Raw genomic sequence first — 14,150 nt, 5'->3', positions numbered from 1 at the left:
AAATGCCCGCAATACCGCGCAAAGACATATTGAAGAAGTTCAAGGCGATGATCGCCGACGGCGTGCCCATCGTTGGGGGCGGCGCCGGCACCGGCCTGTCGGCCAAGGCCGAGGAAGCCGGCGGCATCGACCTCATCATCATCTACAATTCCGGCCGCTACCGCATGGCCGGGCGCGGCTCGGCTGCCGGCCTGCTCGCCTATGGCAACGCCAATGAGATCGTCAAGGAAATGGCCTATGAGGTGCTGCCGGTGGTCAAAAAGACGCCGGTGCTGGCCGGTGTCAACGGCACCGATCCCTTCGTCATCATGCCGTTGCTGCTTGCCGAGCTGAAGACGATGGGCTTTTCAGGCGTGCAGAATTTCCCGACCATCGGCCTGTTCGATGGCAGCATGCGCCAGAGTTTTGAGGAAACCGGCATGGGCTTCGGGCTGGAGGTCGACATGATCGCCGAGGCGCACAAGCTCGATCTTCTGACCACGCCCTATGTCTTCAACCCCGACGAGGCGCGCGCCATGACAAAAGCCGGCGCCGACATCGTCGTTGCCCATATGGGGGTGACGACCGGCGGCTCGATCGGAGCCAAGTCGGCCAAGTCGCTCGACGACTGCGTGGTCGAGATCGACGTCATCGCCAACGCGGCGCGCTCGGCGCGCAAGGATGTCATCCTGCTTTGCCATGGCGGGCCGATCTCGATGCCGGACGACGCGAGATACATTCTCGACCGCTGCAAGGGCCTGCATGGCTTTTATGGCGCGAGTTCGATGGAACGGCTGCCGGCTGAAGCCGCGATCGCCAGGCAGACGGCGGATTTCAAGGCCGTCACGCCGCACGACCAGAAGAAAAAGAAGGGATGAGATCATGACCGACAAGAGCAAGGTGTTCGTATACCCGAAGGACGTGAGCGCCTTCGGCTTTGACTGGGGCAAGCTGTCGCTGACGGTGGCGCCTGAAGTGAATGGCGCTGAGCGCTTTTCCGGCGGTGTCGTCGACCTGCCCTCAGGCAAGGGCCATACGCGCCACAACCATCCCGGCGCGGAAGAGATCATCTTCGTCATCTCAGGCAATGGCGAGCAGATGGTCGAGGACGAGGAGGGCAATCCGGTCGTCGCCAAGGTCGGCCCCGGCTGCACCATCTATGTGCCGGAAAGCCGTTTCCATTCGACGCTGAATACCGGCGATGGGCCGATGCAGCTCTTCGTCGTCTATTCGCCGGCCGGACCGGAACTGGTGCTGCGGGAGCTGCCGGATTTCAGGCTGATCCCGGCGGGGAAGTAATCGCGAAGGCCCCCTTCATCCGGCCGCTTCGCGGCCACCTTCTCCCCGAGGGGGAGAAGAGGCAGAAGCCAGCGCCGGCGCAAACTCCTCTCCCCTCGGGGAGAGGTCGGATAGCCCCGAATTGCCCTTCGCAATTCGGATGGCAATCCGGGTGAGGGGGTAGCGCCGAGCTAGGCTATCCCACCTCTATTCCACCCCCGTGCCCGATCCCCAAACATCACATACCCCGCATCCGTCACCGCCAACGTGTCCTCCAACTTGATGAACCCCCGCGTCGGGTGAAGCATGGTCGTCTCCACCGACAGCACCATGTTTGTCTCCAGCGGCTTGGCGGCATAGGTGCCTTCATAGGTCACCGGATGGTTGGTCATCAGGAACGGCGCCTCATGCGTGATCAGGCCCATGCCGTGGGCGAAGAAATCCGTGTAGGGCGCGACCTTGGAGGCCTTCAGCACACCCTCGGCATGCGAAATCATGTCGCCGCCGATGGTGCCTGCCCTCACCTTCGAGAACGCCGCCTGCTGCACCGTCTCGACCTCGGCCAATAGATCCTCAAGCTCGGCATCCGGTTCGCCCAGAATGCCCATGCGGCAGAGATCGCCAATATAGCCGTGATAATTGCCGCCGGAATCGATCGACAGCACTTCGCCCTTTTTCCACGCCTGCGGTGACGCCGCGCGGTTGTGGCTGGCGCCCAACGTCAGCAGGCAATATTCGAAATGCGCGCCGCGATTGGTTTCCTCACGCCGCAGCTGCTCGATGATCTCCGCCTTGGTCGTGCCTTCATGCGCCCACCGGATGGTCGCCAACATGGAATCGGTGATCAGCTCGGAGGCGGTACGCAGCTTTTCCAGCTCGGCGTCCGTCTTGATGGCGCGCATGCTCTCCAGCATGCCGGTCGCGTCGATCAGCCTGGCATCCGGCAACGCCTTGCGGATCAGCGCATAGGCGTCCGACGGCAGGAAGGCCGGCTCGATGCCGAGGCGGGCGCCGGCCTTGCCGATCTTGCTGATGTGCTCGACCGCAAGATTGGCAGCATCGAGCGTGCCCCAGCAGGCGGCATGCAGCGTCCGCGTCCAGAACGGGTTGTTCTGGTGCTCGGCGCCTTCCATGCGGTTGCCGATATAGGCGGCATGACCGGGCCCGCCCTTTTCATAGAGGACGATAGGCAGGTAACGGCTATGGCCGATCGCATCCATGGCGGCAAAGAAGATGAACTTGTAGCCGCCAAGCAGATACTGCGTGTTGTGCTTGGAGGTCGCGAGCAGAACATCGATGCCGGCCTCTTCCATCAGCCGGTCGACCCTCACCTGATCGAACGGGATATTGCTGACGGCGCTCTTGCCCGGGGCGATGTTCATCTTTCTCTCCGTGATATCAGTGGGATCGCCGGCCGTACTGCGTCCAATCCCTTGGCTTCGATCAAATCTGCACCATTTCGTTAACTCTGGTCCAGCCAGAAACAGGTTAAATTGCTTCGGCAGGCTGTCACCACTCGTCATTGCTGCACACTAAGGCAATCTGGTCCTACCAGAATTCCAGAATGAAAGGGCCACCTCTAAAACTGGTCCAGAGGACGAAAATTTCAAAGCCAAGCAAAGATGCGCCAATTCCGTCTCTGGCGAAACCCTTGGCAAGGGCCATAATCGCCGCCAGGATGCTGGCGGGTGCCGCCAGATCCGAGGGGTGCGCCCATCTGGTCGCGGAGAGGACGGAGGTTGATCATGTCGGATATTTCCAGACGCACGCTGCTTGGCGGCTCAGTTTTACTGCTGGCCTCCACCGCCATGCCCACATTCAGCTGGGCGCAGACGCCGAAGAAGGGCGGCCGCCTGGTGCTTGCCGCCGATTCCGAGCCGCGCAACCTCAATCCGGCCATCGTCGCCTCCAACGGCGTCTTCTTCATCTCCAGCAAGATCGTCGAAACGCTGGCCGAAGCCTCGTTCGAAGGCAAGGACGGACTGGAACCCCGCCTTGCGCTCTCCTGGGAAGGTGCTGCCGATGGGCTGTCGGTGACCTTCAAACTGCGCGACGGCGTCAAGTGGCATGACGGCGAGCCGTTCACCTCGGCCGACGTCGCCTTCTCCGCGCTGCAGATCTGGAAGCCGCTGCAAAATCTCGGCCGCACCGTGTTCAAGGATCTGGCCAGCGTCGACACCCCTGACGATCTGACCGCCGTCTTCAAATTCGCCAAGCCAACGCCGTTCCAGCTGATCCGCAACGCGCTGCCGGCGCTGTCAAGCGTGGTGCCGAAGCACATCTACGAGGTCGGCAAGATCGAGGACAACCCGGCCAACAATGCACCCATCGGCACCGGACCGTTCAAGTTCGGCGAATACAAGGCCGGCCAGTATTACAAGCTGACCAGGAATGCGGATTACTGGGCCAAGGACGAGCCGTATCTCGACGAGATCATCTACCAGGTGCTGCCCGACCGCACGTCGGCTGCAGCGGCGCTCGAGGCCGAAGAGATCCAGCTCGCCGCCTTCTCCGCCGTGCCGCTCGCCGATCTCGACCGCATCTCCAAGGTGCCGGGCCTGAAGGTCATCTCCAAGGGCTATGAGGGGCTGACCTATCAGCTTGTCGTCGAGATCAACCATCGCCGCAAGGAACTGGCCGACGTGAAGGTCCGCCAGGCGATCGCGCATGCCATCGACAAGGATTTTGTCGTCAAGACGGTGTTCCTCGGCTATGCCGCTGCCGCCACCGGCCCGGTGCCGAAGAACGACCCGCAATTCTACACCGCCGACGTGCCGACCTATCCCTTCGACGTCGCCAAGGCCAACGCCCTGCTCGATGACGCGGGGTACAAGCGCGCCGATGACGGCAAGCGTTTTGCGCTAAAACTCCTGCCGGCACCCTATTTCAACGAAACCAAACAGTTCGGCGACTATCTGCGCCAGGCGCTGGCGGCAATCGGCATCGACGCCGTGATCGTCAACAACGACTCGGCCGCGCACATCAAGGCCGTCTACACCGACCACGCCTTCGACCTCGCCGTCGGCCCGCCGGTGTTCCGCGGCGACCCGGCGATCTCGACCACCATCCTGGTGCAGAGCGGCATTCCCGACGGCGTGCCGTTCTCCAACCAGGGCGGCTACAAGAACGCCGCGCTCGACGCGCTGATCGCCAAGGCTTCGGAGACGCTGGATACGTCAGCGCGCACCGACCTCTACAAGGAATTCCAGAAACAGGTCGCGGCGGACCTGCCGCTGATCAACGTCGCCGAATGGAGCTTCATCAGCGTCGCGCGCGATACCGTGGGCAACATCGCCAACAACCCGCGATGGGCGGTGTCGAACTGGGCGGACACCTATCTGGAATCGTGACACATTTGCGCGGATGAAAGTTCGCAAAGAAATTGGTGTGAAGGCATGGCGTAGGGCCGCGTTTCGTCACACCGCACCTCTCCCGACTGGCGCAGCGCTATGCCTTTCCCATGACCCGCGCCCTCACCCTCATCCGCCGTCGCCTCGTCGGCAGCATCTTCGTGCTGCTGATCGTCATCATCGGCACATTCCTCCTCCTGGAAGCTGCCCCCGGTGACGCGGTCGACGCCTACATCGTCTCGACCGGCGGCGACGCCGGCATGATCGAATTGCTGCGTCATCGCTGGGGCCTCGACCAGTCCGAGCTGACACGGCTCGCGAACTATCTCTGGGCGCTGCTGCATTTCGACCTCGGCCAGTCCTTTACCTTCTCGCGGCCAATTCGCGATGTTATCCTGGAACGCCTGCCGACGACACTGCTCCTGATGGTGACCGCCACCGCGCTCTCCTTCGGGCTCGGCTCGGCGCTCGGCATCTATGCCGGCGCCAGACCCGGCAGCTTTCGCGACCGCTTCCTGTCGATCGGCTCGCTGGCGCTTTATGCCGTGCCGGGTTTCTGGCTTGGCCTGGTGCTGATCGTCGTCTTTGCCGTCGACCTGCGCTGGCTGCCGATCGGCGGCATCGAGAGCCTGGCCTCGGACAAGACCGGTTTTGACCGCGCCACCGACATCGCCGTCCATCTCATCCTGCCGGTTTCCGCGCTCGGCTTCATCTATCTCGCGCTCTATCTGCGCATGATGCGCGCCGGCATGGCCGAGGCGTGGCGGCAGGATTTTGTGCTCGCCGCCCGCGCCCGGGGGCTGTCACGCCGCCGCATCGTGCTCGCCCATGTCGCCCGCAACGCGCTCTTGCCGCTGGTCACCATGCTCGGCCTGCAATCGGCGCAGATGCTTGGCGGCAGCGTCGTCATCGAGAGCGTCTTTGCCGTGCCCGGCCTCGGCCGGCTGGCGCAGGAAGCGGTCGCCTCGCGCGACACGCCGCTGCTGCTCGGCATCATCCTCACCAGCGCCGTCCTCGTCATTGCCGTCAACCTTGCCGTCGACATTGCCTACGCCTTCCTCGACCCGCGCGTCGGCGCCAGCGAGGCCAGCGCGTGAGCGCGCTGCCGCGGTTCCTGCGCCGGCCGGAAGCGGTCGCCGGCGCGATCATCCTGGCGCTTCTGTTCGCCATGGCGCTGTTTGCGTCGCTGCTCTTCCCCGGCGACCCGCAGGCCATTGCCGGACCAGCACTGCTGCCGCCGTTCCAGGACTGGTCGCTGCCGCTCGGCACCGACCGGCTCGGCCGTGACGTGCTGGCCGAACTGTTCCACGGCGCCCGCACCTCGCTGGCGGTCGGCCTGGGGGCGGCGGCGGCGGCACTCTTCATCGGCGCGGTCGTCGGCACGCTGGCCGGCTTTGCCGGCGGCCTTGTCGACGAGGGGCTGATGCGCATCACCGATGCCTTCCAGACCGTGCCGAGTTTCCTTCTGGCGCTGGCCTTCGTCAGCGTCGTCGGGCCGTCGCTCGGCGTCGTCGTCACGGCAATAGCGCTTGGCGCCTGGACCGGACCGGCGCGTGTAGCGCGCGCCGAAGTGCTGTCGATCCGCGAGCGCGATTACGTCGCCGGCGCTCGCGTCATCGGCATGCATCCGCTTGAGATCGCTTTTCGCGAGGTGTTGCCCAACGCGTTGCCGCCGGTGCTGGCCTTGTCCTCGGTGATCGTGGCGGCCGCGATCCTCACCGAGGCAGCGCTGTCCTTCCTCGGTCTCGGCGACCCCAATCGCGTCACTTGGGGCGGCATGATCGCCGAGGGCCGCACTGTGCTGCGCACCGCGCCCTTTCTGTCGATCGTTCCGGGCATCGCCTTGGTGCTGACTGTGCTTGGCGTCTATCTCACCGGCGAAGGCGTGGTCGAAACGACGGCGGTGCGGAGGAGCCTGTCGTGACCGCACTGGCTGAGATACGCGATCTGTCTGTGCGCTATTTCAGCGATGGCAGCGAGGTAACGGCGCTGAAGGGGGTCAGCCTGGATGTTATTGCCGGCGAGCGGCTGGCGATTATCGGCGAAAGCGGTTCGGGCAAGAGCACGCTGGCGCTGGCGGTGGCTGGACTGCTGCCGGGGTCAACCAAGGTTAAGGGAAGGATCGATTGGTTCCTGAGATCGACAGGAGAGGCAGGCGTCAAGGCACCCCCCTCTGTCCTGCCGGACATCTCCCCCTCAAGGGGGGAGATTAAGCTCTCATCTGCGCTTTCGCCAATCACTGGCATTGCAGGAAGAGCGCTGGCCGCAAAGCTGCCAATCTCCCCCCTTGCGGGGGAGATGTCCGGCAGGACAGAGGGGGGTGTGACGGAACGCCGACCTCTCAAATTAACCGAACCCAGTACGCTCCCCCTTCCCGGTCGCGACATTGGTTTCGTCTTCCAGGACCCCTCCGCCAGCCTCGACCCCGTCATGACCGTCGGCAAACAGATCGCCGAAGTCGCCCGCACCCACCTCGGCCTCGACTGGCCACAAGCTTACGCCAAAGCCAAAACCCTGCTCCAACGTGTCCGGCTGCCCGACCCACAAACCGCCATGCGTGCTTTCCCGCACCAGCTCTCCGGCGGCCAGAAGCAGCGCGTTGCTGTTGCCGCGGCCATTGCAGCCGGTCCGAAACTGCTGATCGCCGATGAGGCGACCAGCGCGCTGGACACCATTGTGCAAGCCGAAATCGTCAGCCTCATTCGGCAACTGGTGGCGGAGGACGGCATGACGCTGCTGTTCATCAGCCACGACATCGCGCTGGCCGCCGAACTCGCAGAGCGTATCGCTGTATTCCGGAACGCCGAACTGATCGAACTCGGCCCGACGGAGCAAATCATAAACGCCCCGCGCCATGCCTATACGCGAACGCTGCTCGACGCCCATCTCGGCCTCGACGCCGATCCGCTGCTACGACGGGCGCCGGCATGAACTTGCTCACCGTCTCCGGTCTTACCAAGCGATACCGTCGTGGCGGCAAGGCCATCGCGGCCGTCGACGGTGTCTCCTTCGCCATCGAACCCGGCGAGACGCTGGCGCTGGCCGGGCCCTCCGGCAGCGGCAAGTCGACGATCGCGCGGCTGGTGCTTAGGTTGATCGAGCCCGACGTCGGCACCGTCCAGTTCGAAGGCGATGACTTTCTGCTCTTGAAGGGTGCGGCCCTGCGCACCAAGCGCGCGCGCCTGCAAATGGTGTTCCAGGATCCGCTCGCCGCGTTCAACCCGCGCGCCACGGTGGCTCGCGTGCTTGACGATCCCTTGCGCATCCATGCCATCGCTTCCCGCGCCGAGAGGCCGGCCCGCATTGCTGCCTTGCTGGATCGCGTCGGGCTGGCAGCCGATCTCGCCCCGCGCGCCATTCACGAAATCTCCGGCGGCCAGCGCCAGCGCGTCGCCATCGCCCGCGCCATTGCGACAAACCCGTCGCTGATCGTGCTCGACGAGGCAGTGTCGGCGCTCGATGTTTCGGTGCGCGGACAGATCCTCGAACTGCTGCTCGACCTGCAAGCCAGGGAACGGATCGCCTATCTCTTCATTTCGCACGATCTCGGCGTGGTCCGTGCGATCGCTCACCGCGTCGTCCTTCTCGACGCCGGGCGGATCGCCGAGAGCGGCGACGCCCGCACCATCATCGACGGGCCGCAATCGGCGGTCGGCAAGGCGCTGGTGGCGGCCGCGCCAAGATTGAACAGGATCCGGCCATGATCCCGCAAAGTGCAAACCCGTTTGCGGACAAGATCATGGTCAAAGGCAAGGACACATCATGACCGATCCCGAAGCAGCCAGAGCCGAAAAACTCTCGCGCGAACTCGATTTCGCCTTCCGCAACCGCGCCGATCTCTACCGCCTGTTTCTCGACGAGCTGACCGGCGAACTCGGCGCGGAAAAGGCCGAGGCGATCATGATCCGCACCATCGAGCAGCGCGGCAAGGAGGTGGCGGCCGCCGCCTTCGCCCGTTTCGGACCTAACGACGCGCCGGCCATCGGCGAGGCATTTTTGGCCGTCAGCCCGGATGGCGGCCTGATGTATCCGACCGATGTCGAGCGCGGGCCGGACCACATCGCCTTCAAGGTGAAGCGTTGTCCGCTGAAGGACGCCTGGGTCGAGGCCGGTGTCGGTGATGAAAAACTCGCCACGCTCTGCCGCATCGCCGGCGCTTTCGACCGTGGTCTGTTCGAGGCAACGGGCGTGCGCTTCGACAATGTCACCTGGACGCCGGGCCACGGCCCCGGCTGCTGCCACATCGCGCTGACCAACAGGGATGCCGCCGGATAGCCAATGCTGATCAGCCGGCGGCAAACACATGCAGCTCCGTGCCCGCCTGTTCGGCAGCAGTGCGCAGGTCGGCCTTCGGTTCGCTGTCGGTGACGATATCGGCAATGTCATCGAGCCCGCAGATGCGTTCGAGACTGCTGCGGCCAAACTTGTCGTGGGTCACCACCAGCACCGTCGACAATGAACGCGATATCATTGCGCGTTTAACGGCTGCGGCGCCCGAGATCATGTCGCTCGGACCATCGGCGCTTATCCCCGATGCCCCGATAATGGCGACGTCGGCATTGTAGCGGCGCAGGAACTCGACGGTGTCTTCGCCAAGCACGCTGCCTTCGCGGCTGTCATAGGTCCCGGGGCAAAGCAGCACGCGGAAGGTCGGATTGGCGCCGGCCACCGAGGCCACGCCGGTGGAATTGGTGATGATGGTCAGGTCGCGCTTCAGCTGCGAAAGGTTGCGCGCCACCTCATAAGTGGTCGAACCGCCATCGATCATCACGATCTGGCCCTTCTGGACCAGGCCCGCTGCGCCGCGGCCGATGCGGGCGCGCTCCTCGACCAGGGTCAGGCCGCGCTCCGAAATCACCGGCTCTGATGTCACCAGCGAGATCGTCGCACCGCCATAGGTGCGGTTGATCAGCCCGGCATCGCCGAGTTCGATGAGATCGCGGCGGATGGTCTCGCCGGCGACGCCGATGCGCCGTGCAAGTTTGGAGATGCGGATGGACGCCGACCGGCGCACTTCCGAAAGGATAAGCGCGTGCCGCTCCTTCTTCGTCAGTCGGCCCTGATCCATGATTATTCCATTCCCTTTGCAGCAATCAGTGCGTCGGCAAGCTCGGCAAACCCTTGCGCGCCGCGCCCGCTTGTGACGAAGGCAGGAGATGCCGGAAGTTCGCCGGCGAAGTCCAGCACATTAGCGACACCGACGCTGTTGGGGAAGAAGCCGAACATTGGCGCATCGTTTGGACTATCGCCGACGAAGACAATGCTGTCCTTGTCGTGGTCTATGTCTATACCAAAACAGTCGCGCAAGAATAGCCGGCTTGTTGACAGTTTGTCGTATTTGCCGAACCAGCCATTGACATGGATGGACGAGATTTTCGCCGCCGCTCCATAGCGCTGAAAGATAGCGACGATCTTCAGCACTTCAGATTTGGGCAGCGGCGCGACATCCTCGCGAAAATCGATCGCCAAATCGGCTTCGCGATAGGCCTGGTCAGCGGCGACCGCCGCACCCGGAATTTCCGCGAGCACGGCGCGTTCGATCTCGCGCAGGCGCGCCGCGTCAGCCTGCCTTTCCCCGGCACTCCTGGCATAGTGACGAACGATGCGCTTGGCAGTGCCGTCATAGCGGAAATAGAAAGCGCCGTTCTCGCCGATCACGCCATCGACCGGCCATTGCCGCGCGATCAGGTCGCACCAGCCGGCAGGGCGGCCGGTCACCGGCGCGACAAGGAAGCCGGCCTGCTTCAGCCGCTCGAGCGCCGCATAGGCTTTTGCCGGCAGCCGTCCCTTGTCGGTCAAGGTGTCGTCGATATCGGTCAGAACGACGGCGATGTTGCGCCGGTCTAGCGCGGTGAAGTCGGCAAGCGGACGCAGCACCCGCTCAGGCTCCCGCCGCAACCGTTTCGAGCGAGGCAGCCGCGACGTCGAGCATGGTGAACCTGTCGCGGATCAGCCGGGCATTGGCGACCGCCTCGTCGTAGAAGCCAGCCGGTATGGCAACCTCCTGCGGCGTGGTCGGCGCGCCGGCGGCGCGCAGTGCTGCCGCGATCTCGCGCGCCGGGCGTGCCACCCGCACCAGCCTTTCACGATGCGAGCGCCATTGCTTGGCCAGCATGGTGTTGATGGCGTTTGCCCGTTCGCGGTCCAGCAGCTTGGGCTTGAATGCCGCCCAGCAGGAACGTCCGAGCGTTTCGCCGAAGATCTCGATGAAGCGTTCTGGCGTATCCGCGGACGGCGCGAGCTGCAGCTCCGGCAGTGCCAGCACGCGCTCCTGCAGCCGCGCCATCGTCAACGTCGTCACCGCTATGTGTTCGCCGTGATGCGCCTCAGGCAATCCCTGGCCCCGCATGTCGATATAGTGGGCGATCAGATGTTCGCCCTGGCTGGCCGGATAAGAGCCGCCGCACAGTGTCATGCCGAGACCGGACATGACCAGCGTGCGCACCAGCACTTCCATCGCCTCAAGGTCGCCGGTCCCGAGTTCGCCGGCCTTGGCGATGAGCGCCTTCTCGTCCTCGGCCAGAAGCATGAACGGCGCCTGCCTGTAGGGCGTGCCGAGCAAAAGATGCGCCATCAGCCAATCGGTCTGCGCGGTCGGCCGCGCCATCGAATCGCCGAAGCCGGCAGCGATCAGCCGGTGCGGCGCTCGCGCCATGACATCGAGATCGAGGAAGACACCGACCGGCAGGCTCGCCGTCAGCGATTTCTTCAGGCCGTCCTCTGTGATTGCCGCAGACACCGAGGTGTAGCCGTTCATCGACGGCGCGGTGCCGAACACCGCATAGGGCTTTTGGGTCAGATGGGCGGCATATTTGGTGATGTCATTGATCGAGCCGGATCCGACCGCGACCAGACCGCTGGCGTCTTTCGTGCGGGCGATCACCGATCGCACGGCGTCCATGTCGGGATGCGGATGGCGCGGCAGGATGATCTTGTCGACATCGATCGAGCCGCGCAGCGCAATGGACACTCTCTCGCCGAGAGCCAGCCTTGTGTCGGGATCCATGACAACGGCGAGCCTGCGGCCGAGCGGCAGCGGCTTGACCAGCGCATCGGCTTCGTCGCCGAGACCGCGCCCTATGACGATGGTCTTCAGCGGCACCGACAGCATTCCCTGGCTATCCGGGTCAGGCAGCGTGCCGGCAATAAGGCGATCGAGCATTTGTCTGGACATAGGATGCAGTCCGGTCAGTCAGCATGAAGCGGGGTCAGGGCATCGAACAAGGTGCGATACCGGCGGTAACTTCTGTCGTAGGCGGCCTTGGCGGAAGGATCAGGGTCGATCGTCTCGATGTGGCCGGCCAGCCTTTCAGCCGCCTGCCGCACTGAGGAGGTAAGGCCGATGGCTGCGGCGGCAAGGATTGCCGCACCGATCGGCGAGGCATCGGCCGCACCCGCGATCTCGACCGGCCTGCCGCTGACATCTGCCCGGATTTGCCCCCACACCCGGCTGCGCGCGCCACCGCCTGAGAGCCGGATGCGCCCGGTTGTTATGCCGAGCTCGTCCAGCCGGTCGACAACGTCGCGCATGGCGAAGGCGCAGCCTTCCAGCACTGCGCGAGCGCAGGCCGCTTTGCCGTGGAAGGATGTCAGGCCGTAGAAAGCGGCACGCGCTTCGGCGATCCAGCGCGGCGCCATGGCACCGGACAAGGCCGGCAGGAACAGCAAATCGTCGCTGCCGGCAACCACCGCCGCCGCCAGTTCCGACATCGCCGCCGGCGAATCGACGCCGAAGGTTGTTAGAAACCACGTCACCGCGCCGCCCGAGAGCCATCCGGGGTTGGAGATGAAATAGCCGTCGCCGAGAAAGCCATGGGTCTCGACCAGGCCGCCGGGGTCGAGGCGAAGCGTGCCGGACACCGCGCCGACCACTTCGGCCGTGCCGAGATTGCAGGCGACGACACCGGGCACGACAACCCCGGCGCCTATGGCGGCCGAAAAATCATCGCCGGTGCCGACCGCCAGCAGCGTGCCCACAGGCAGACCGGTGAGCTCGGCGCCGGCGTGGGTCAAGGCGCCGGCGATCTCAGATGCATCGTCGATGCCGGGCAATTTGGTCGCATCGATGTCGAAGGCCGCCAGCAGATCGCCGGCATAGTTGTGCTCCTTCAGTCCATAGAGCATGGTTGTCGAGGCCAGCGCGTGATCGATGACGGCACGACCGCACAGCGCCGCGACCACGAACGATACCGGTTGATGCCAGAGCGCCACCCGGCGCGCTTCGGGCAGGTTGCGCGCGGCCCAGCGGATTTTCGCCGCCATATGGGTGGCGTCCAGAACGAGACCGGTGCGCTCACGGATGAAGTCCGGATCGATGCCGGCGATCTCTGCGACCGCGCGCCGGTCCATCCAGATGATGCACGGCGCCAGCGCCTCACCGCTGTCGTCGACCGCGACGCAGCCGTCGAGCTGGCCGGCAATGGCAATACCCTTGATATCGGACGGTGCAAGCCCAGCCTTGTCGAGCGCGCCGGCAATCGCCGGCTTGAGCGCGGCGAGCCACAGCGCCGGATTCTGTTCGGCCCAGCCGGGCGCCGGGAAGGCCGGTTGGTACAACACACCGGCCTCGCCACGCAGCTGCAATTCGTCATCGACAACAACCGCCTTCAGGCTTTGTGTGCCGAGATCGATGCCGATGACTGGCATTAGACGCGCTCGCAATCCGCGAGGACATCCCGCAATTGCGAGAGGATAGAACCTTTCGTCGGCGAATAGGAGCCATCGAAAATCGCTGTGCCAATGGTAAAAGCGTTGGCGCCGGCCAGCTTGATCGCCTTGAGCCGATCGGCTGATGCCACGGCGCCGGCGACAATCAGATGCCGCGACGGACCAAGCCCGCGCCGGGCTGCGCGCACCAGTTCGGCCGGGTCGGCCTCGGTGGCGCGATAGGCGAGGATGTCGCATCCCGCACAACCCTTCTCGGCGAAGGCCCGGCAGTCGGCCTCGACGTCCTCGGCCGAGCCGCCGAGCTTGGTTGGATGGCCGACCGGCCGCCCGGGAAAAGGGTAGTATTCGGTGCCGCTCCCCTCCAGCAGCGCCATGATCTCGTCGACCTGAGTACCACCGAGCAGGCGCTGGATGCCGAGATCCCTGGCGATGCGCGCGGAATTAAGGCAGGCCTCAGCCGTCGTCGAGACAACTTCCATGTAAGTGGTGGCGCCTGTCCGGCCAATGGCGACAGCGAGCTTGCGCAGCACATCCGGCGCGACGCCAATATCCTTGAAGCCGACATGCTTCAGGCCGACCGGCTCGATCAAATCGACCAGGTCGAGACAGTCCTCGACCGTGCGATCGTGGCGCGTCAGCATGAAGATGAAGTCCATCCGAAAGGTCCCTCGCCTGGTCGGGAAAGCCGGTTTGCTGCCGGTCTGTTAACACCTCCCAGCCATTTGTTGCAAGGTGCCACATTTTGATTTGCAGTACCACACATTTTATGACAGAACGGGCGCCGGCCCGCCAGGCACGACTTCTAGGGAGAGGGAAGAATGCTCAAGCCGCTGAGACGTACCGCGTCCAGACTGCTCGTCGCAGCCGTATTTGTGT

14 protein-coding genes are annotated in these 14,150 nt (G+C 64.4%); 8 read left to right on the top strand and 6 right to left on the bottom strand.

Features of this window, described 5'->3' with window-relative positions; all coding sequences use genetic code 11:
- Nucleotides 1-2 precede the first annotated feature (2 nt).
- Nucleotides 3-857, top strand: coding sequence for a phosphoenolpyruvate hydrolase family protein (locus NKL06_RS20990; RefSeq protein ID WP_023692028.1), 855 nt, complete (start codon nucleotides 3-5; stop codon nucleotides 855-857).
- Between the two features lie 4 nt (nucleotides 858-861).
- On the top strand, nucleotides 862-1,278 hold the full coding sequence (locus tag NKL06_RS20985) for a cupin domain-containing protein (protein WP_023669853.1): 417 nt from the start codon (nucleotides 862-864) through the stop codon (nucleotides 1,276-1,278).
- Between the two features lie 170 nt (nucleotides 1,279-1,448).
- On the opposite strand, the gene NKL06_RS20980 is transcribed toward NKL06_RS20985, so the two are convergent.
- Nucleotides 1,449-2,639, bottom strand: coding sequence for a M24 family metallopeptidase (locus NKL06_RS20980; protein WP_023692029.1), 1,191 nt, complete (start codon nucleotides 2,637-2,639; stop codon nucleotides 1,449-1,451).
- Between the two features lie 363 nt (nucleotides 2,640-3,002).
- Between NKL06_RS20980 and NKL06_RS20975 the strand changes: the two genes are divergently transcribed.
- The 6 genes from NKL06_RS20975 (at nucleotide 3,003) to NKL06_RS20950 (ending at nucleotide 8,882) form a co-directional block, all read left to right on the top strand.
- The gene (locus tag NKL06_RS20975) at nucleotides 3,003-4,607 is read left to right on the top strand and encodes an ABC transporter substrate-binding protein (RefSeq protein WP_031210410.1); all 1,605 of its coding nucleotides are present in this window, start codon (nucleotides 3,003-3,005) and stop codon (nucleotides 4,605-4,607) included.
- A 110-nt stretch (nucleotides 4,608-4,717) separates the two neighbouring features.
- A complete protein-coding gene (locus tag NKL06_RS20970; RefSeq protein ID WP_023692031.1) occupies nucleotides 4,718-5,704 on the top strand; it encodes an ABC transporter permease in 987 nt (328 codons plus the stop codon).
- Entirely contained in the window at nucleotides 5,701-6,531 is an 831-nt protein-coding gene (locus NKL06_RS20965; protein ID WP_023807171.1) for an ABC transporter permease, read from the top strand. The genes NKL06_RS20970 and NKL06_RS20965 overlap by 4 nt, the downstream gene beginning before the upstream one ends.
- The gene (locus tag NKL06_RS20960; protein ID WP_023692032.1) at nucleotides 6,528-7,538 is read left to right on the top strand and encodes an ABC transporter ATP-binding protein; all 1,011 of its coding nucleotides are present in this window, start codon (nucleotides 6,528-6,530) and stop codon (nucleotides 7,536-7,538) included. Before NKL06_RS20965 ends, NKL06_RS20960 begins: the two co-directional genes overlap by 4 nt.
- Complete coding sequence (locus NKL06_RS20955) at nucleotides 7,535-8,311, top strand: ATP-binding cassette domain-containing protein (RefSeq protein WP_023692033.1); 777 nt, start codon at nucleotides 7,535-7,537, stop codon at nucleotides 8,309-8,311. The genes NKL06_RS20960 and NKL06_RS20955 overlap by 4 nt, the downstream gene beginning before the upstream one ends.
- Before the next feature lie 58 nt (nucleotides 8,312-8,369).
- Nucleotides 8,370-8,882 (top strand): L-2-amino-thiazoline-4-carboxylic acid hydrolase, encoded by a 513-nt coding sequence (locus NKL06_RS20950; RefSeq protein ID WP_023692034.1) that lies wholly within the window; start codon nucleotides 8,370-8,372, stop codon nucleotides 8,880-8,882.
- Between the two features lie 10 nt (nucleotides 8,883-8,892).
- Here NKL06_RS20950 and NKL06_RS20945 read toward each other — a convergent pair whose 3' ends face one another.
- The 5 genes from NKL06_RS20945 to NKL06_RS20925 are packed head-to-tail and all read right to left on the bottom strand — an operon-like array spanning nucleotide 8,893 to nucleotide 13,930.
- Nucleotides 8,893-9,675, bottom strand: a complete 783-nt coding sequence (locus NKL06_RS20945) for a DeoR/GlpR family DNA-binding transcription regulator (protein WP_023692035.1) — start codon at nucleotides 9,673-9,675, stop codon at nucleotides 8,893-8,895.
- A gap of 2 nt (nucleotides 9,676-9,677) precedes the next feature.
- On the bottom strand, nucleotides 9,678-10,481 hold the full coding sequence (locus NKL06_RS20940) for an HAD-IIB family hydrolase (RefSeq protein ID WP_023692036.1): 804 nt from the start codon (nucleotides 10,479-10,481) through the stop codon (nucleotides 9,678-9,680).
- A gap of 7 nt (nucleotides 10,482-10,488) precedes the next feature.
- A complete protein-coding gene (locus NKL06_RS20935; RefSeq protein ID WP_081725345.1) occupies nucleotides 10,489-11,781 on the bottom strand; it encodes an iron-containing alcohol dehydrogenase in 1,293 nt (430 codons plus the stop codon).
- A gap of 14 nt (nucleotides 11,782-11,795) precedes the next feature.
- Nucleotides 11,796-13,253, bottom strand: a complete 1,458-nt coding sequence (locus tag NKL06_RS20930) for a xylulokinase (protein ID WP_023692038.1) — start codon at nucleotides 13,251-13,253, stop codon at nucleotides 11,796-11,798.
- On the bottom strand, nucleotides 13,253-13,930 hold the full coding sequence (locus tag NKL06_RS20925) for a beta/alpha barrel domain-containing protein (protein ID WP_023692039.1): 678 nt from the start codon (nucleotides 13,928-13,930) through the stop codon (nucleotides 13,253-13,255). Before NKL06_RS20925 ends, NKL06_RS20930 begins: the two co-directional genes overlap by 1 nt.
- Nucleotides 13,931-14,150 lie beyond the last annotated feature (220 nt).

It is taken from the genome of Mesorhizobium sp. C268A (assembly GCF_040324475.1).
In the GTDB taxonomy this organism is placed as follows: domain Bacteria; phylum Pseudomonadota; class Alphaproteobacteria; order Rhizobiales; family Rhizobiaceae; genus Mesorhizobium.
This window is presented reverse-complemented; position numbering and strand designations above follow the sequence as displayed.